Source organism: Pseudomonas japonica (genome assembly GCF_900188455.1).
Classification (GTDB): domain Bacteria; phylum Pseudomonadota; class Gammaproteobacteria; order Pseudomonadales; family Pseudomonadaceae; genus Aquipseudomonas; species Aquipseudomonas japonica.
Window position 1 is genome coordinate 36,945 of record NZ_FZOL01000007.1, and the last position, 18,372, is coordinate 55,316.

14 protein-coding genes and 2 tRNA genes are annotated in these 18,372 nt (G+C 60.9%); 1 reads left to right on the forward strand and 15 read right to left on the reverse strand.

The features are described from left to right. The first annotated feature begins 35 nt into the window (after positions 1-35). Positions 36-2,963: a DUF748 domain-containing protein gene (locus CHB99_RS10740; protein ID WP_042125748.1), complete on the forward strand. Its 2,928-nt coding sequence runs from the start codon at positions 36-38 to the stop codon at positions 2,961-2,963. A 106-nt stretch (positions 2,964-3,069) separates the two neighbouring features. Here CHB99_RS10740 and CHB99_RS10745 read toward each other — a convergent pair whose 3' ends face one another. From CHB99_RS10745 to ftsH, 15 genes are all read right to left on the reverse strand, one after another. Next, positions 3,070-3,420, reverse strand: a complete 351-nt coding sequence (locus CHB99_RS10745; RefSeq protein WP_042125746.1) for a BON domain-containing protein — start codon at positions 3,418-3,420, stop codon at positions 3,070-3,072. Positions 3,421-3,683: 263 nt separating this feature from the next. Beyond that, positions 3,684-5,789, reverse strand: a complete 2,106-nt coding sequence (gene pnp, locus CHB99_RS10750) for a polyribonucleotide nucleotidyltransferase (RefSeq protein ID WP_042125744.1) — start codon at positions 5,787-5,789, stop codon at positions 3,684-3,686. A 253-nt stretch (positions 5,790-6,042) separates the two neighbouring features. Continuing rightward, a complete protein-coding gene (rpsO, locus tag CHB99_RS10760) occupies positions 6,043-6,312 on the reverse strand; it encodes a 30S ribosomal protein S15 (RefSeq protein ID WP_009404303.1) in 270 nt (89 codons plus the stop codon). Between the two features lie 151 nt (positions 6,313-6,463). Beyond that, positions 6,464-7,381: a tRNA pseudouridine(55) synthase TruB gene (gene truB, locus CHB99_RS10765; RefSeq protein WP_042125742.1), complete on the reverse strand. Its 918-nt coding sequence runs from the start codon at positions 7,379-7,381 to the stop codon at positions 6,464-6,466. Positions 7,382-7,384: 3 nt separating this feature from the next. Beyond that, positions 7,385-7,786, reverse strand: coding sequence for a 30S ribosome-binding factor RbfA (gene rbfA, locus CHB99_RS10770; RefSeq protein WP_042125740.1), 402 nt, complete (start codon positions 7,784-7,786; stop codon positions 7,385-7,387). A 113-nt stretch (positions 7,787-7,899) separates the two neighbouring features. After that, positions 7,900-10,419 carry a translation initiation factor IF-2 gene (gene infB, locus CHB99_RS10775; protein WP_042125738.1) on the reverse strand — a complete coding sequence of 840 codons (2,520 nt, stop codon included), beginning with the start codon at positions 10,417-10,419 and terminating at the stop codon, positions 7,900-7,902. A gap of 26 nt (positions 10,420-10,445) precedes the next feature. Continuing rightward, complete coding sequence (nusA, locus tag CHB99_RS10780; RefSeq protein ID WP_042125737.1) at positions 10,446-11,927, reverse strand: transcription termination factor NusA; 1,482 nt, start codon at positions 11,925-11,927, stop codon at positions 10,446-10,448. 58 nt (positions 11,928-11,985) lie between these two features. Continuing rightward, positions 11,986-12,444 (reverse strand): ribosome maturation factor RimP, encoded by a 459-nt coding sequence (gene rimP / locus CHB99_RS10785; protein ID WP_042125825.1) that lies wholly within the window; start codon positions 12,442-12,444, stop codon positions 11,986-11,988. Between the two features lie 130 nt (positions 12,445-12,574). Continuing rightward, positions 12,575-12,651 (reverse strand) — tRNA-Met (locus CHB99_RS10790). Between the two features lie 97 nt (positions 12,652-12,748). After that, positions 12,749-12,834, reverse strand: a tRNA-Leu gene (locus CHB99_RS10795). A gap of 19 nt (positions 12,835-12,853) precedes the next feature. Beyond that, complete coding sequence (secG, locus tag CHB99_RS10800; RefSeq protein WP_042125734.1) at positions 12,854-13,240, reverse strand: preprotein translocase subunit SecG; 387 nt, start codon at positions 13,238-13,240, stop codon at positions 12,854-12,856. A 3-nt stretch (positions 13,241-13,243) separates the two neighbouring features. Beyond that, entirely contained in the window at positions 13,244-13,999 is a 756-nt protein-coding gene (gene tpiA, locus CHB99_RS10805; protein WP_042125732.1) for a triose-phosphate isomerase, read from the reverse strand. Positions 14,000-14,065: 66 nt separating this feature from the next. Next, positions 14,066-15,406: a phosphoglucosamine mutase gene (gene glmM, locus CHB99_RS10810; protein ID WP_042125729.1), complete on the reverse strand. Its 1,341-nt coding sequence runs from the start codon at positions 15,404-15,406 to the stop codon at positions 14,066-14,068. Between the two features lie 17 nt (positions 15,407-15,423). Next, entirely contained in the window at positions 15,424-16,275 is an 852-nt protein-coding gene (gene folP / locus CHB99_RS10815; protein WP_042125727.1) for a dihydropteroate synthase, read from the reverse strand. A gap of 8 nt (positions 16,276-16,283) precedes the next feature. After that, on the reverse strand, positions 16,284-18,191 hold the full coding sequence (gene ftsH / locus CHB99_RS10820) for an ATP-dependent zinc metalloprotease FtsH (protein ID WP_042125725.1): 1,908 nt from the start codon (positions 18,189-18,191) through the stop codon (positions 16,284-16,286). Between the last annotated feature and the right edge of the window lie 181 nt (positions 18,192-18,372).

The window sequence follows — 18,372 nt, forward strand, 5'->3', positions numbered from 1 at the left end:
CTAAGCGTCCCGCTCTCTTCACGCAGATGCCGCACATGCCCAAAGGATTGACTCGCGCCATAGGCGCCTTGCTGGTTGCACTGGCCCTGTACAGCCTTCTCGGCTTCCTCATTCTCCCCGGCGTCGCCCTTCGAATTGCCAACCAGCAGCTGGCGCAATACGCCACCGTCCCGGCGCAGGTGCAACGCATTGAACTCAATCCGTTCAGCCTGGAACTCAGCGTCTGGGGTCTGCAGATTGGCGAACCTGGCAAAGAGCAGATCGGTTTCGAAAAGCTCTACGCCAACCTGCAACTGGACAGCCTGTGGACCGGCGCCCTGCACCTGGAGCAGGTCGAACTGGTGAAACCGCGCACCGAGCTGCTGTTCGCCAAGGACGGGACCTTCAACCTGGCCCAGCTGTTCAAGCTGCCAGCCAGCGAACCCAAGCCCGAAGAACCGGCCGGCGAGCCGTTCCCGCTGCGCATCGGCAGCATCCAGCTCAAGGATGGCTACCTGCACTTCGAGGATGCCCGCCCCAGCGAGCCGATCGAATTCCTCTACGACGCGATGAACCTGGAGCTGAAGAACCTCAGCACCCTGCCCGACGACAACACCGACCTGACCCTGGTCGCCAGCGGCCCCAATGGCGGGCATATCGACTGGAAAGGCAGCTTCAGCCTGTCGCCGATCGCCTCGAAAGGCTCGCTGAAGGTCAGCGATGCCAAGCTGAAAGCGTTCTGGCCCTACGTCCGCGATGCAGTGCCACTGGTGCTGGAGGACGGCACCTACAACCTGCAGAGTGACTACAACTTCAGCCTCGGCGAACGCACCGAACTGCTGCTGGAGAACACCGCATTGAGCGTGTCGTCCTTCGCCATCAAGGCGCCGGATGGTCGCCCACTGGTGCGCCTGGCCAAGCTCGATGTCAGCGAGACCTCCATCGACCTGGCCAAGCAACTGGTCAGCGTTGGCAAGATCCGCAGCGAGAAGCTGGAAACCTGGGCCGCCCTGGAGTCCGACGGACAGCTGGACTGGCAGAAGCTTTTCGCCAGCCAGCCGCCCAAGACCACAACGAAGGAAAAAGCCGAGCCAGCCACCGCCGAGCCGACCGAGAAACAGCAGGCCGTCGAGGACAAGCCCTGGCAGGTGCTGCTTAAAGACACCCAGGTGCGCAATTACCAGGTCCATCTGGCCGATCGCACGCAGAAGGAGCCGGTCACCCTGGAGGTCGGCCCGCTGAACGCCGACCTGCAGAATTTCGACAGCCTGAACAAGTCGCCCTTCACCCTGAAGCTCGACAGCGGCATCGGCAAACAGGGCAAGCTGCAGGCCTCGGGCGAGGTCAATCTGGCGCCGGTATCAGCCAGACTGAAAGTGAGCACCCAGGACATCGACCTGCGTATCGCCCAGGCCTATATCAGCCCGTTCATCCGCCTCGAACTGCGCAGCGGCATGCTCGGCAGCGATCTCGATGTCGACCTGAAGAGCACCGAACCGCTGGCCTTCAGCGTCGCGGGCAAGGCCCGGGTCAACCAGTTGCACACCCTCGACACCATCAAGGACCGAGACTTCGTCAAATGGCAGCAGCTCGATCTGGACGGCGTCGAGTACCGTCACGGCGATGCGCTGAGCATCGCCAGGGTCAGTCTGCAACAGCCCTACGCGCGCTTCATGATCAACGAAGACCGCACCACCAACGTCGACGACCTGCTGATCCCGCAACCCGCGGACAACAGCGCCAAGGTCCAGGCCAAGGCCACGCCGGGTAACGACAAGCCGCTGGGTATCCACATCGGTCAGATCGATATCAACGACGGCTCGGCCAACTTCGCCGACCTGACCCTGACCCCGAACTTCGCCACGGCCGTCCAGCAACTGAACGGCCAGATCGGCACCATCGACAACCGCCAGCCGAAGCCGGCCAAGGTGGATATCAAGGGCAAGGTCGACCGCTATGCGCCGGTGACCATCAAGGGTGCGCTCAACCCCTTCAACCCGCTGGCCAGCCTGGATATCGCCACCGTCTTCCGCCGCGTCGAACTGACCACCCTGACCCCCTATTCCGGCAAGTTCGCCGGTTTCCGCATCCGCAAGGGCCGACTCAACCTGGACCTGCACTACATGATCACCAACGGCCAGCTCAAGGCCGAGAACAAGGTGGTGGTGGAACAGCTGCAACTGGGCGAGAAAGTCGACAGCCCCGACGCCGTGGACCTGCCGATCCGCCTGGCGGTGGCCCTGCTCAAGGACACCGAGGGCAAGATCTCCATCGAACTGCCGGTCAGCGGCGACCTCAACAATCCGCAGTTCAGTGTGATGCCGATCGTCTGGCAGACCCTGCGCAATCTGGTACTGCGCGCGGCCCAGGCACCGTTCAAGTTCATCGGCGGGTTGATTGCCGGCGGCGGCGCGGAAGACCTGGGCAACGTGGCCTTCGCCGCAGGCTCCAGTGACCTGACCGCGGATGCCCAGGGCGCCCTCGACAAGCTCGCGGCGGCGCTGAAGGAGCGCCCGGCCCTGCGCCTGGAAATCGAAGGCACCAGCGCCCAGAGCAGCGACGGCCCGCTGATTGCCCAGCAACGCCTGGAGCGCGAATACCAGAGTACCTACTACAAGATCCTCCAGCGCCGCGGCGACAAGGTGCCGGCGCAGGCGTCCCTGTTGCAGGTGCCGGAAGACGACAAGCCGGCCATGCTCGAGGGCATCTACCGCACCCGCCTGAAACAGCAGCCGCCGCAGGAATGGGAACAGCTGGACACCAAGCAGCGCGTCACCAACCTGCGTGACGCGGTGCTCAAGACCTGGGCGGAAAGCAGCGTGCTCCTGCGCCAGCTGGGCCAGGCGCGGGCCAGCAGCATCAAGGACTACCTGGTGGACAAGGGCCAGCTCGGCGATGATCGGGTGTACTTCGTCGATGCCAGCCTTGGCCAGGCCGAGTCCGATGGCCGGGTGATTTCCCCCTTGCACCTGGACGCCGAATGACTGTATCGGCAAAAAGGTGAGCCCCGGCACATGGCCGGGGCTCGGGTCGCCCAAGTCCTTTTGGGCTGTCGCATGAACCGTCAGGATCAGCGAGCGGGACAATCCATCAGTTGGTTTTCAGGCCATCAGCCGAAACGGCCTGAACACCTTTGATTTTCTTGGCAATGGCCACCGCCATGTCTTTCTGCGATTCGGTCACGGCCATGTCGGAAGACAGGGACACCACACCCTTGTTGGTTTCGACCTTGATGTCGGTCCCGGGAATGCCTTTCTCGGTAACCAGATCAGCTTTGACCTTGGTGGTGATCCAGGTATCGGAAGTGGCTTCCTTCGCCTTGGTCATTTCACCGGCCGCGAGGGTCAGTGGAGCCTGGGCGGGTTGTTGAGCGAGCGCTACGTTGGCCATGGTCAGGGTCAGCGCGGTAGCGGTGGCAGCAGCAATAGCGAACTTCTTCATACGAGACACTCCTGTTTTTCGAAAAGTCTGCGCCGAGGTTCCTGGCAGCAGGTGTAACAGGGATATTGCGAAGGCTGTGCCAGTTTCTCTAAGAAAATAATTCCTTTAAAAACAATAAGTTATAGGAGTTCAAAATTCGTCTGATCGTGCATTTTGCAAGTTACCGCTTCGCGGCGCTTGCAAGATGCAAGTCGTCACATCAATTCGCGCGCATAAAAAAAGGATCCCGAAGGATCCTTTCTTTCAACGCTGAGGGCTGGAAATCAGACGCCCGAAGCCTTGGCTGCGGCAACGTCCTTGATCGACAGCTTGATACGGCCGCGGTTGTCCACGTCCAGTACCAGTACTTCGACTTCCTGACCTTCCTTCAGCACGTCGGTGACTTTCTCGACGCGGGAATCGCTCAGCATCGAGATGTGCACCAGACCGTCCTTGCCCGGCAGGATGTTGACGAACGCACCGAAGTCGACGATGCGCTCGACCTTGCCGACGTAGATCTTGCCGATCTCGGCCTCGGCGGTGATGCCCAGGACACGCTGGCGAGCAGCTTCAGCGGCTTCCTTGGTTTCGCCGAAGATCTTGATCGAGCCATCGTCTTCGATGTCGATCGAGGCCTTGGTTTCTTCGCAGATGGCACGGATGGTCGCGCCGCCCTTGCCGATGACGTCACGGATCTTGTCGGTGTCGATCTTCATCGCGATCATGGTCGGCGCGTTGGCCGACAGCTCGCTGCGGGACTGCGAAATGACCTGGTTCATCTGGCCGAGGATGTTCAGGCGCGCTTCCAGGGCCTGGCCCAGGGCGATTTCCATGATCTCTTCGGTGATACCGTTGATCTTGATGTCCATCTGCAGCGCGGTAACACCCTTGGCGGTACCGGCTACCTTGAAGTCCATGTCGCCCAGGTGGTCTTCGTCACCGAGGATGTCGGTCAGGATCGCGAACTTCTCGCCTTCCTTGACCAGACCCATGGCGATACCGGCAACCGGCGCCTTCATCGGCACACCGGCGTCCATCAGGGCCAGGGAAGCACCGCAGACCGAAGCCATGGAGCTGGAACCGTTGGATTCGGTGATTTCCGATACGACGCGAACGGTGTACGGGAATTCGTCGGAGGTCGGCAGCATGGCCTGAACGGCACGACGAGCCAGACGGCCGTGGCCGATTTCACGACGACCGGCACCACCCATGCGACCACACTCGCCCACCGAGAACGGCGGGAAGTTGTAGTGCAGCATGAAGGAGTCTTTCTTCTCGCCTTCCAGGGTGTCCAGCAGCTGTGCATCACGCGCGGTACCCAGGGTCGCGACGACCAGGGCCTGGGTTTCGCCACGGGTGAACAGCGACGAACCGTGGGTCTTCGGCAGCACGCCGACTTCGACACGCAGCGGACGCACGGTCTTGGTGTCGCGGCCGTCGATACGTGGCTTGCCGTTGACGATGTTCTCGCGAACGGTGCGGTATTCGATTTCGCCGAAGATGTCCTTCACTTCACCCGCGGAAGGCTGGCCTTCCTCGCCGGAGAACTTGGCGATCGCCAGGTCGCGCAGCTCGCCCAGGCGGGCATAGCGGTCAGCCTTGACGGTGATGGTGTAGGCCTGGGAAACGGCTTCGCCGACTTCGGCGCGGACTGCATTCAGCAGTTCGGTGTTGGCGGCGGCGGCTTTCCAGTCCCAGGTCGGCTTGGCGGCTTCGGCGGCGAATTCCTTGACGGCCTGGATCACGGCCTGGAACTCGTCGTGAGCGAACAGTACGGCGCCCAGCATCTGGTCTTCGGTCAGTTCCTTGGCTTCGGACTCAACCATCAGCACGGCGTCGGAAGTACCGGCAACCACCATGTCCAGGCTGGAGGCAGCCAGTTGCTCGTAGGTCGGGTTCAGCAGGTAGCCGGTGCTTTCATGGAAAGCGACGCGGGCGGCGCCGATCGGGCCTTCGAACGGAATGCCGGAGATGGCCAGGGCAGCCGAGGTACCGATCATCGCAGCGATGTCCGGATCGGTCTTCTTGCTGGTGGAGACGACGGTGCAGACAACCTGCACTTCGTTCATGAAACCTTCAGGGAACAGCGGACGGATCGGACGGTCGATCAGGCGCGAGGTCAGGGTCTCTTTCTCGGAAGGACGGCCTTCACGCTTGAAGAAGCCACCAGGAATCTTGCCGGCGGCGTAGGTCTTCTCCTGGTAGTGCACGGACAGCGGGAAGAAGCCCTTGCCCGGATCGGCCTGCTTGGCACCGACGACGGTGACCAGCACGGTGACGTCATTGTCGACGGTGACCAGCACGGCACCGGACGCCTGACGGGCAATGCGGCCCGTCTCGAGAGTAACGGTCGACTGACCGAACTGGAATTTCTTGATTACCGGGTTCACGGTTTCCTACCTTTTTCAGTTTGTCTTGGGGGGAACTGGTTTCTTGCGAATTCTTGGGCAGAACGGGGAATCGGCCCCATTGACCGTCCAGATAAAACTAGAGGTTGGGAGCCTGCCCTGCCCTTGCGGTAAACCGCCGGGACGAGACAGACAACCAACCTCATAGATACGCGCGGCGTGCTCGTTGGCCGTGGAAGCATAGCCCCCGGCCAAAGACTGCAGCACGCCGTGCACACCACTGGTCGGGCCGCTATTAGCGACGCAGACCCAGACGACCGATCAGGGCGCTGTAACGGGTGGTGTCTTTACCTTTCAGGTAGTCCAGCAGCTTGCGGCGCTGGTTTACCATGCGGATCAGACCACGACGGGAGTGGTGGTCCTTGCCGTTGGCCTTGAAGTGGCCTTGCAGCTTGTTGATGTTGGCGGTCAGCAGGGCAACCTGCACTTCCGGGCTACCGGTGTCACCGGCGGCTTGTTGGTAGTCGGCAACGATCTGAGCTTTTTCTTCGACGCTGAGTGCCATCTGGCTATCTCCAAATCAAGGGAAACCCGAGGGTTTCCAACAGGCCAGGGACAAGTCCCCGTATTAAGTGAAATGAGGTGTGACCATGCCTGTTGACAGCCACCCTCGTATCCGCCCGCCACGAGCCGAAGCCCGGGACTGACGGTTTCGATCATTCCGACCGAATCAGTCGACGCGGCGCGATGCGCCCGTCTTCGCTCACCTCACCGATACCGATGAAGCGACCGTTGTGATCCTGTACACGGACCATGCCGAATTTCGGCGCGTCCGGCGAACGTACCGGCTGACCATGCAACCAGTAGAAAGCACTGTGTTCGGAGAACTGCAGCAATGGCCAGTCCTGCAGACCGCTGTCGGACGGCATCAGGAAGCGATCGATCGCTTCGTTGCCACCTTCGGCGTGAGCCTGCTCGAGTTCTTCGAGCGTCACGGTCTGGGCCAGTTCGAACGGTCCGGCCTGGGTACGGCGCAGTTCGGCAACGTAAGCGCCACAGCCGAGAGCCTCGCCGATATCCTCGACCAGGGTGCGGATGTAGGTGCCTTTGCTGCAACCAACCGACAGGCGAACCCGAGTGCCTTCGCACTCCAGCAGTTCCAAGCGGCCAATAGTAACAGAACGCGCTTCACGCTCCACTACTTCCCCTGCACGCGCGAGCTTGTACAGCGGCTGGCCATCACGCTTGAGCGCCGAGTACATCGGCGGTATCTGACTGATTTCACCACGAAAACGTGGCAGAACCGCTTCGATGTCGGCACGACCAACGGTCACTTCGCGGGTCTGCAGGATCTCGCCTTCGGCGTCCGCGGTGCTGGTGGTCTGGCCCAGCTGCATGACGGTCTCGTAGCCCTTGTCGGAATCGAGCAGGTACTGCGAGAACTTGGTGGCCTCGCCGAAGCACAGCGGCAAAACGCCGCTAGCCAGCGGATCGAGACTGCCGGTGTGTCCGGCCTTCTCGGCATTGAGCAGCCAGCGAACCTTCTGCAACGCGGCGTTGGAGGTGAACCCCAATGGCTTGTCGAGGAGGATGATGCCGCTGACATCACGGCGGATGCGTTTGACCTGGGCCACCGGTTACTCCTTGTCGCTGTCCGGAGCGTCGGCGCTCTGGTGCAGGCTGTCCTCGGCAACGGCGCGTTCGATCAGCGCCGACAGGTGAGCACCACGGCTGACGCTCTCATCGTAGTGGAAATGCAGTTGCGGCACGCTGCGCAGCTTCATTTCACGACCGAGCTGCATGCGCAGGAAACCGGCTGCGGAGTTGAGGACTTTCAGGCTTTGCTGGATCTCGTCGCCACCTTCCTGGCCCATGACGGTGATGAACACCTTGGCATGGCCGACATCGCGGCTGACATCGACGGCGGTGATGGTCACCAGGCCGACACGCGGATCTTTCACTTCACGACGGATCAGCTGGGCCAGCTCGCGCTGCATCTGATCGCCGATACGTTGGGTACGGCTATATTCTTTTGCCATGTCTTGCTACCTGTAACTAAAGCGGCAAACGCCCGGCCAGGCTTTCAGCCGGACCGGGCGTTGCGTTCAGAGCGACTGCCGGAATACTCCAGTGTCGCTTCCAAGCTCGCGGATCAGAGCGTACGAGCCACTTGGACTTTCTCGAAGACCTCGATCTTGTCGCCGATCTTGACGTCGTTGTAGCTCTTGACGCCAATACCGCACTCCATGCCGTTGCGGACTTCGGAGGCGTCGTCCTTGAAGCGACGCAGCGATTCCAGCTCGCCCTCGAAGATAACCACGTCTTCGCGCAGTACACGGATCGGACGGTTACGGTAGACCGTACCCTCCACGACCATGCAACCGGCGATGGCGCCGAACTTCGGCGAACGGAACACGTCACGCACTTCGGCGATACCCAGGATGTTCTCGCGAACATCGCTGCCGAGCATGCCGGTCAGGGCCTTCTTGACGTCTTCGATGATGTCGTAGATCACGTTGTAGTAACGCATATCCAGACCTTCCTGCTCGACGATCTTGCGCGCGCCGGCATCGGCACGCACGTTGAAGCCGAACAGGACCGCATTCGAAGCCAGCGCCAGGTTGGCATCGCTCTCGGTGATACCACCGACACCGCCGGCGACCACACGAACCTGCACTTCGTCGTTGCCCAGGCCACCCAGGGAACCTTGCAAGGCTTCGAGAGAACCACGCACGTCGGCCTTGAGGACGATGTTGAGGGTCTTCTTCTCTTCCTGGCCCATGCTTTCGAAGATGTTTTCAAGCTTGCCGGCGTGAGCGCGAGCCAGTTTGACTTCGCGGAACTTGCCTTGACGGAACAGGGCGACTTCACGCGCCTTCTTCTCGTCAGCGACAACGCTCAGCTCGTCACCCGCATCCGGAGTGCCGTCCAGACCGAGGATCTCGACCGGGATCGACGGACCGGCTTCCTTCACAGGCTTGCCGTTCTCGTCGAGCATGGCGCGGACGCGGCCATAGTTGGAACCGCAGAGGACCATGTCGCCCTGACGCAGGGTACCGTCCTGAACCAGCACGGTAGCGACCGGGCCACGGCCCTTGTCCAGACGCGACTCGACCACGACGCCACGACCTGGAGCGGTCGGCATCGCCTGCAGCTCGAGGATCTCGGCCTGCAGCAGAACCGCTTCGAGCAGTTCGTCGACACCGGTACCCATCTTCGCCGAAACCTTGACGAACGGAGTGTCGCCACCCCAGTCCTCGGAAGTCACGCCGTGGACCGACAGTTCGTTACGAATGCGATCGAGGTCGGCACCCGGCTTGTCGATCTTGTTCACCGCGACCACCAGCGGCACACCAGCAGCCTGGGCGTGCTGGACGGCTTCGACGGTCTGCGGCATCACGCCGTCGTCCGCCGCGACCACCAGGATCACGATGTCAGTGGCCTTGGCACCACGAGCACGCATGGCGGTAAACGCGGCGTGACCCGGGGTATCGAGGAAGGTGACCATGCCGCGGTCGGTTTCCACATGGTAGGCGCCGATGTGCTGGGTGATACCACCGGCTTCGCCAGCGGCAACCTTGGCACGACGGATGTAGTCGAGCAGCGAGGTCTTGCCGTGGTCGACGTGACCCATGACGGTCACCACCGGCGCACGGGATACGCTCTCGCCTTCGAACTTCAGCGATTCGGCCAGGGAATCTTCCAGGGCGGTGTCGCTGATCAGGGTGACCTTGTGACCCAGCTCTTCGGCGACCAGTTGAGCGGTCTCCTGGTCGAGCACCTGGTTGATGGTCACCGGAGTGCCCAGCTTGAACATGAACTTGACGACTTCAGCGGCCTTGACCGACATCTGTTGCGCCAGTTCGGAAACGGTAATGGTCTCGCCGATGGTCACGTCGCGGATAACCGGACCGGTCGGGTTCTGGAAACCATGCGCGTTGCGCTTCTTCGGCTTGGACTTGCCACCACGACCGCCACGACGGAAGCCATCGCTTTCTTCGTCGGTGGTACGTGGAGCGGCACGCGGAGTCGGAGCTTTCTCTTTCTCCTTGACCTTCACCGAAACACGAGGCGCTTCGTTGCGACGCTCGCCACCGCGACGCTCGTCGTCACGGGCACGATCGTTGCGACGAGCGTCGTCCTTCTTGCGCTCGGCAGCCGGAGCAGGCGCCGCAGCGGCCTCCACGGCGGCAGGAGCCGGGGCCGGGGCCGCTGGCTGGGCCACCGGCGCGGCGGTAGCAGTAGCCTTCTCGGCGGCAGCCTGACGACGTGCTTCTTCGTCGGCGCGCTGACGCGCTTCGGCTTCGCTCTTCTCGCGCGCGGCGTTTTCAACAGCGCGACGCTCTTCCAGCTCACGCTTCTGCTCAGCCTGAATCTCTTCAGGGCTGCGCTGGACGAAAACCTTCTTCTTGCGTACTTCTACGCTGATGCTCTTGCTGCCGGCAACACGCAGGGTGCTGGTGGTCTTGCGCTGCAAGGTGATCTTGCGCGGTTCTTCCACTTTCGCCTTGTGGCTGCTCTTCAAATGGGTCAGCAGAGCCTGCTTTTCACTATCGCTCACCAGCTGACCGGCGTCGGTGTGCGGCAGACCTGCCTCACGCATCTGCTGCAGCAGGCGCTCTACCGGTGCAGCGACCTCTTGGGCCAGTTCTTTCACCGTGACTTGCGTCATGCACTTCTCTCCTCAGGCCAGCCTGCTTACTCGAACCAATGGGCTCGGGCGGCCATGATCAACTTGCCGGCACGCTCTTCGTCGATGCCGTCGATGTCGAGCAGATCGTCAATCGACTGCTCGGCCAGGTCTTCGCGGTTAACCACGCCGCGCACCGCCAGTTCCGCAGCCAGGTCCTTGTCCATACCCTCAAGCGAGAGCAGGTCTTCGGCCGGGTGGGCGTCTGCCAGTTTTTCCTCGGTAGCGATGGCTTTGGTCAACAGGCGGTCCTTGGCACGAGCACGCAGCTCGTTGACGATTTCCTCGTCGAAGCCATCGATGTTGAGCATTTCTTCCAGCGGTACGTAGGCAATTTCTTCGAGGCTGGTGAAGCCCTCGTCGACCAGCACCTGGGCCAGTTCTTCGTCGACTTCCAGCTCTTCGATGAAGTTGCGCAGGATGTCGCCGGTTTCTGCTTGCTGCTTGGCCTGGATGTCCGACTCGGTCATGACGTTCAGGGTCCAGCCGGTGAGCTGACTCGCCAGGCGCACGTTCTGACCACCACGGCCGATGGCCTGGGCCAGGTTGTCGGCGGCCACGGCGATATCCATCGCGTGGGCGTCTTCGTCAACGATGATCGCCGCCACTTCGGCTGGCGACATGGCGTTGATGACGAACTGTGCCGGGTTGTCGTCCCACAGCACGATGTCGACGCGCTCGCCACCCAGTTCCCCGGACACCGCCTGGACGCGCGAGCCGCGCATGCCGATGCAGGCGCCTTGCGGGTCGATACGCTTGTCCTTGGAACGCACGGCGATCTTGGCGCGCGAACCCGGATCACGGGACGCGGCCATCACTTCGATGAGGCCTTCGGCGATTTCCGGCACTTCGATGCGGAACAGTTCGATCAGCATCTGTGGCGCGGTACGCGACAGGATCAGCTGCGGACCGCGGTTCTCGGTGCGGATTTCCTTGAGCAGCGCACGAACACGCACGCCGACGCGGAAAGTTTCGCGGGAAATGATGTCTTCACGGGCCAGCAGCGCTTCGGCGTTGTTGCCCAGGTCAACGATGACGTTGTCACGAGTGACCTTCTTCACGGTGCCGGAGATGATCTCACCCAGACGCTCGCGGTAGGCATCGACCACCTGTGCGCGCTCGGCCTCGCGAACTTTCTGCACGATGACCTGCTTGGCGGTCTGCGCGGCGATGCGGCCGAACTCGATGGACTCGATCTTCTCTTCGATGATCTCGCCAGCAACGGCGCCCGGCTTCTTGGCCTGGGCCTGGTCTACCGCCAGCTCGATCGCCGGATCGTCCAGATCTTCGTCTTCGACCACGGTCCAGCGACGGAAAGTTTCGTAGTTACCGGTGTGGCGGTTGATTTCCACACGCAGGTCCACTTCGTCTTCAAAACGTTTCTTGGTTGCAGTGGCCAGGGCCACTTCCAGCGCTTCGAAAATCACGCCAGCCGGTACGCCCTTTTCATTGGATACCGACTCAACAACCAGCAGTACTTCTTTGCTCATCGTACGCCTCGCCTTTCGCAAGCCATTGGAACCGCGTCAACCGCGGCTCCGGCATGTCTCAGTCAAAACTGGGAATAATGTTGGCCTTGTCGATCGAGTCGATTGGCAACAGGAATTCGTGATTGTCCACCTGGATCACCACGTCCTGTTCCTCCACACCACGGATCAGGCCTTGAAAGTTACGACGACCTTCGAAGGGCGTACGCAGCTTGATCTTCACTTGTTCACCGGCATGCGAAGCGAACTGTTCAAGAGTGAACAGCGGGCGATCCATACCAGGAGAGGAGACTTCAAGGGTGTATTCGGTGCTGATGGGATCTTCAACGTCCAGAATACCGCTGACCTGGCGACTGACGATTTCGCAATCGTCCACCAGAATGCCGTCCTCTTTGTCGATATAGATACGCAGTACCGAATGCTTGCCCTGAGAGATGAACTCGATCCCCCAGCATTGATAGCCAAGCGCTTCGACCACCGGGGCCAACAAGGCCTGCAACTGTTCTAGCTTGCTCGACACCTGAACCCCCTCGTGCATGCTGTGCAAATAAAAAATGGGCAAGCGCCCATCCATGAAATACGCCGCTGAATATCGGCGCTGAGAACTGTTTAGCTAACAAAAAGCCCCTGAAAAGGGGCTACGCTAAAACTGGTTGCGGGGGCTGGATTTGAACCAACGACCTTCGGGTTATGAGCCCGACGAGCTACCAGACTGCTCCACCCCGCGACAAAGCTGGGGCGAAAGTATACGACCGAACCCTCTGGAGGGTCAATCAACCTCCACCTGCAAGAAAGCCCGCGATTGCGGGCTCTCATGCTTCAAATGGTACCGAGAAGGGGACTCGAACCCCTACACCCTATGGGCACAACCACCTCAAGGTTGCGTGTCTACCAATTCCACCACCTCGGCAATACTACTTTGAAACCCGTTACTTCTGCTCTGGAACCTGAGGAACATCACCATTGTTGCCGGCTTCGTTCTTCTGCTCCTGGAGCACCGGTACATCATCTGTTGCCGGTTTGTTCTGCTTCACTTCCAGTACCGCTGGATCTGGCAACCCTACTTGAGTCAGCTCGTGAGCTTTCTCCTTAGCAAAGTATCCTAACCCAAGAGCAGTTAAGAAGAAAGAGGCAGCTAGTATAGCAGTAACTTTACTCAGAAAGGTAGCGGAACCTTGGCTTCCGAACACAGTATTTGAAGCACCTGCGCCGAAAGATGCACCTGCTTCCGCACCTTTACCCTGTTGCAGCAGAACCAGCACTACCAAACCCAGTGCGCCCAACAGATGAAGAACGACAATAACTGTTTCCAGCATTTTTCAGTTTCCTGCGGCGCGACAAATTGCACCGAATTCGTCTGCGTTCAGGGACGCTCCACCAATGAGCCCCCCATCGATATCCGGCATGCCGAACAGCTCAGCCGCATTGGCCGCCTTCACGCTGCCGCCGTATAGAAGCCGCGTATTCTGCGCAACTTCTGCATCCTGTGCCGCCAACTGCTCGCGAATGGCTTTATGCACATCCTGCGCTTGTTGCGGCGTGGCCGTGAGGCCGGTGCCGATGGCCCATACAGGCTCATAGGCGATAATCGCGTCGGCAAATGCCTTGATACCCAACTGGCCGATGATGCTATCCAGTTGACGCCCTACTACTTCGAGCGTTTTGCCCGCCTCGCGCTCCTCCAGGGTCTCCCCTACACAGAACACCGGCTTCAGACCACACGCCTGGGCCGCGGCGAACTTTAGAATCAGGGTCGAGTCCTGCTCACCCAAAATCTGACGTCGCTCCGAATGCCCGATCAACACCAGTTCGCAACCGGCATCGACCAACTGACTCGGTGCCACTTCTCCGGTCAGAGCCCCTTGCTGGGGCTCCACCGCAGAGTTCTGCGCACCCGTGGCAATCGACTTGCCTTCAAGCCCTTCAATCACCTGAGTGATGAACAGGCTGGGCGGAAACACCGCGACATCAACACCGCTTGGCAGAGCCTGATCGCTCAGGCCCTTGATCAGCTCAGCGACGCTGGCGCGGGTACCGTGCATTTTCCAGTTACCAGCTACCATAGGGCGACGCATGCTGTACCTCGTCGGTCAAAGTGGGCGCAGATGTTACCCAACCCGATCACTACTGGCAAGCGCAAATCAGACGCAAACTTCACTTACCAGTTTTGCCAGGGCTTCGGCGTGCCCGCGGACCTGATTTTCGTCGTCGCCCTCGACCATGACACGCACCAACGGCTCTGTTCCGGACTTGCGCAGCAAGACCCGACCACGACCCGCCATTTCCTCGGTGACGCGCTCACAGGCCTCCTTGACCGCCGGGTGCACCAGCGGATCGACCTTGCTCGCACCGAAGCGCACGTTGATCAACACCTGCGGGCACTTGCGCACGGCCTGGCGCGCCTGGGCCAGGGTCTCGCCACGACGCTTGAGGGCCATAAGCACCTGCAGCGCGGCGATGATCGCATCGCCCGTGGTGGTGTGGTTGCAGCACACCACATGCCCGGAGTTCTCGCCGCCGACAACCCATTCGCGCTCCAGGAGCTCGGCCATGACGTAACGATCACCGACCTTGGCACGCACGAACGGAATATCCAGGTCCTTCAGCGCCAGTTCCAGACCGAGGTTGCTCATCAGGGTCCCGACCACGCCACCCTGGAGCTTGCCGCGCTCATGCAGGTCGCGGGCGATGATGAACAACAGTTCGTCGCCGTCGACGATAGCGCCGGTATGGTCGACCATCAGCACCCGGTCGCCGTCACCATCGAAGGCGATGCCCAGGTCGGCATGTCCGACCAGCACCGCCGCCTGCAGCGATTCGATGTGCGTCGAGCCACAGTTTTCGTTGATGTTCAGGCCATCAGGTTGAGCCGACAGGACCGTGACATCGGCACCCAGCTCACGGAATACGCTCGGCGCCACCTTATAGGTCGCGCCGTGGGCGCAGTCGATCGCCAGCTTCAGGCCGGAGAAATCGGTGCTGCTCGGCACACTGCTCTTGCAGAACTCGATGTAGCGGCCCGCGGCATCGTTGATCCGCGACACCTTGCCCAGTTGGCTCGACTCGACGACGGTCATCGGCTGATCGAGCAACTCCTCGATCATCAGTTCCACGTCGTCAGGCAGCTTGGTGCCCTGACCGGAAAAGAACTTGATGCCGTTGTCATCATGCGGGTTGTGCGAGGCGCTGATCACGATGCCGGCTTCGGCATGGAAGGTGCGCGTCAGGTAGGCGATGGCCGGCGTCGGCATCGGCCCGAGCAGCAGTACATCGGCACCCGCGGCGGACAGCCCCGCTTCCAGCGCCGACTCGAACATGTACCCGGAAATCCGGGTGTCCTTGCCTACCAATACACGGCAGTGCCCCTGCTTGCGGAAGGCCATCCCCGCGGCCCAGCCAAGCTTGAGCATGAAATCCGGCGTGATCGGGTATTCCCCGACACGGCCACGAATGCCGTCGGTACCAAAATATTTTCTGCTCATAAATGCTCCGTCACTCTTTATTCGGCGGCTTGTACCGCGGCAATCATCCGTACGACGTCGATGGTTTCAGCGACGTCATGGACGCGAAGAATGCTCGCACCCTTGGTCATTGCCAGAGCAGCCAGCGCCAGACTGCCGTACAACCGCTCGTTTACAGCCCGATTGAGAGTCAGGCCGATCATGCTCTTGCGCGAAACACCCACCAGCAGTGGGCGCCCCAGGCGCTGCAAGCTGTCCATATGTTTGAACAGGCTGAGATTATGCTCCAGGGTTTTGGCAAAACCGAAACCTGGATCAAGAATTATGCGCTCAGCCTCGATTCCGACCGCCGCGCAGGCAGCCATGCGCTCTTCAAGATAATCCCCGACCTCGCGGGCAACATCCTCGTAATGCGGGTCGTCCTGCATGTTGCCGGGCTCCCCACGCATGTGCATCAGGCACACCGGCAGGCCGGTCGCCGCCGCGGCATCCAGCGCGCCATCGCGCGACAGGGAACGGACGTCGTTGATCAGGCCCGCCCCCAGGCGCGCGGATTCACGAATCACTGCTGGAGTCGAGGTATCCACCGAGATGACCACGTCCAGCTCGCGATTCAGCGCCTCGACGATGGGCGCGACACGCTCCAGCTCTTCCAGCGCGGTGACGACACGAGCACCAGGCCGGGTCGACTCGCCACCGACATCGATCAGCGTGGCGCCCGCCGCGACCATCTGCTCGGCATGGCGCAGTGCGGAATCACGCTGGGTGAAACGACCGCCATCGGAGAAGGAATCCGGGGTGATGTTGAGGATACCCATGACATGGGTACGCGAAAGGTCAAGAACCCGGTTGCCGCAAGGCAACCGGGTCGGGTATTGCTGTGAGGTCATGTCAGCCCTTAGTGTTGCGCAGCCGGACCACCGATAGGGGATTCAGGGCGGTCACCCTGGGACGCAGCGGTGCCCGAGGTACCGGAATCGTTATCCCAGTCGCGCGGCTCACGCGGAGTACGACCCGCCATGATGTCGTCGATCTGCTCGGCATCAATGGTTTCGTACTTCATCAGGGCATCCGCCATGGCGTCGAGCTTGTCACGGTTTTCCGTGAGAATCTGCTTGGCGGTGGCATAGCACTGGTCGATGATGCTGCGCACCTCGGAGTCGATAAGCTTGGCAGTCTCGCCGGACACATTGGTGTGCTGCGAACCGGAACCACGCCCCAGGAACACCTCGCCCTCTTCCTCGGCGTACATCAACGGGCCGAGTTTTTCCGAAAGCCCCCACTTGGTCACCATGTTTCGCGCAATCTGACTGGCACGCATGATGTCGTTGGAAGCGCCGGTGGTCACGCCATCGAAGCCCAGGGTCATTTCTTCGGCGATACGACCGCCATACAAAGAACAGATCTGGCTGATCAAGGCGCGCTTGGACAGGCTGTAGCGATCTTCTTCCGGCAGGAACATGGTCACGCCCAGCGCGCGACCGCGCGGGATGATCGACACCTTGTACACCGGATCATGCTCTGGAACGACGCGACCGACGATGGCGTGACCCGCCTCGTGGTACGCGGTGTTCTGTTTCTCTTTCTCCGACATGACCATGGTCTTGCGCTCGGCGCCCATCATGATCTTGTCCTTGGCCAGTTCGAACTCCTTCATCTCGACCACGCGCTTGCCACCACGCGCCGCGAAGAGGGATGCCTCGTTGACCAGGTTGGCCAGGTCCGCACCGGAGAAGCCAGGAGTGCCACGGGCAATGACCGCAGGATTGACGTTCTCGCCAACCGGGACCTTGCGCATATGAACCTTGAGGATCTGTTCGCGACCGCGGATATCCGGCAGGCCGACCACCACCTGACGGTCGAAACGGCCGGGACGCAGCAGCGCCGGGTCGAGCACGTCCGGACGGTTGGTCGCCGCGATGACGATGATGCCATCGTTCATTTCGAAGCCGTCCATCTCCACCAGCAGCTGGTTGAGGGTCTGCTCGCGCTCGTCGTGACCGCCGCCCATGCCGGCGCCACGATGGCGACCCACGGCGTCGATCTCGTCGATGAAGATGATGCATGGTGCGTGCTTCTTGGCCTGCTCGAACATGTCACGGACACGGCTGGCACCGACACCCACGAACATTTCCACGAAGTCGGAACCGGAAATGGTGAAGAACGGCACCTTGGCTTCGCCGGCGATGGCCTTGGCCAGCAGGGTCTTACCAGTACCAGGCGGGCCGACCATCAGCACGCCGCGCGGGATGCGTCCGCCCAGGCGCTGGAACTTGCCGGGGTCACGAAGGAACTCGACCAGCTCGCCAACTTCTTCCTTGGCTTCGTCGCAGCCGGCCACATCGGCCAGCGTAGTCTTGACCTGGTCTTCCGACAGCAGGCGCGCCTTGCTCTTGCCGAAGCTCATCGGGCCGCCCTTGCCGCCGGCACCGCCCTGCATCTGGCGCATGAAGAACATGAACACGGCGATGATCACCAGGATCGGGAAACTGGCCACCAGCAACTGCGTCCAGATGCTCTGCTGCTCGGGCTGCTTGCCTTCGATCACAACGTGATTGTCGACCAGATCGCCAATCAGACCGTTGTCCTGGATCGCCGGACGAATGGTCTTGAAGGTGTCGCCGTCACTGCGCTTGCCGGTAATGACGTAGCCGTCGACCGCGACGCGCTCGACCTTGCCATCCTTGACTTGCTGAATGAAGTCGGAATAGTTGAGGGTCTGCGGCTCATTCGGGCTGGAGAAGTTGTTCATCACCGTCACCAGGACAGCCGCGATGATCAACCACAGGATCAAATTCTTTGCCATATCGTTCAATTCGCTACCCTCTGAAGCAGGTTTAGGCGCAACCGTGCCTCGCATGATAATCAGCGGCTTAACTTACTACATTACCTACAACGGCTGTTGGCGCCGTCTGTAACCCTTTGTGAATCTAGACTACACGATGTTCATCCATATCAGACAAGCGCGCTGATTGGAAAATACTATC

Excerpts from the sequence above, each read along its gene's own strand:
- CHB99_RS10740 (WP_042125748.1), top strand. The coding sequence starts at position 36 with ATGCCCAAAGGATTGACTCGCGCCATAGGCGCCTTGCTGGTTGCACTG.
- CHB99_RS10745 (WP_042125746.1), bottom strand. The coding sequence starts at position 3,420 with ATGAAGAAGTTCGCTATTGCTGCTGCCACCGCTACCGCGCTGACCCTG.
- rpsO (WP_009404303.1), bottom strand. The coding sequence starts at position 6,312 with ATGGCACTCAGCGTCGAAGAAAAAGCTCAGATCGTTGCCGACTACCAA.
- rbfA (WP_042125740.1), bottom strand. The coding sequence starts at position 7,786 with ATGGCAAAAGAATATAGCCGTACCCAACGTATCGGCGATCAGATGCAG.
- infB (WP_042125738.1), bottom strand. The coding sequence starts at position 10,419 with ATGACGCAAGTCACGGTGAAAGAACTGGCCCAAGAGGTCGCTGCACCG.
- nusA (WP_042125737.1), bottom strand. The coding sequence starts at position 11,927 with ATGAGCAAAGAAGTACTGCTGGTTGTTGAGTCGGTATCCAATGAAAAG.
- secG (WP_042125734.1), bottom strand. The coding sequence starts at position 13,240 with ATGCTGGAAACAGTTATTGTCGTTCTTCATCTGTTGGGCGCACTGGGT.
- tpiA (WP_042125732.1), bottom strand. The coding sequence starts at position 13,999 with ATGCGTCGCCCTATGGTAGCTGGTAACTGGAAAATGCACGGTACCCGC.
- glmM (WP_042125729.1), bottom strand. The coding sequence starts at position 15,406 with ATGAGCAGAAAATATTTTGGTACCGACGGCATTCGTGGCCGTGTCGGG.
- folP (WP_042125727.1), bottom strand. The coding sequence starts at position 16,275 with ATGACCTCACAGCAATACCCGACCCGGTTGCCTTGCGGCAACCGGGTT.
- ftsH (WP_042125725.1), bottom strand. The coding sequence starts at position 18,191 with ATGGCAAAGAATTTGATCCTGTGGTTGATCATCGCGGCTGTCCTGGTG.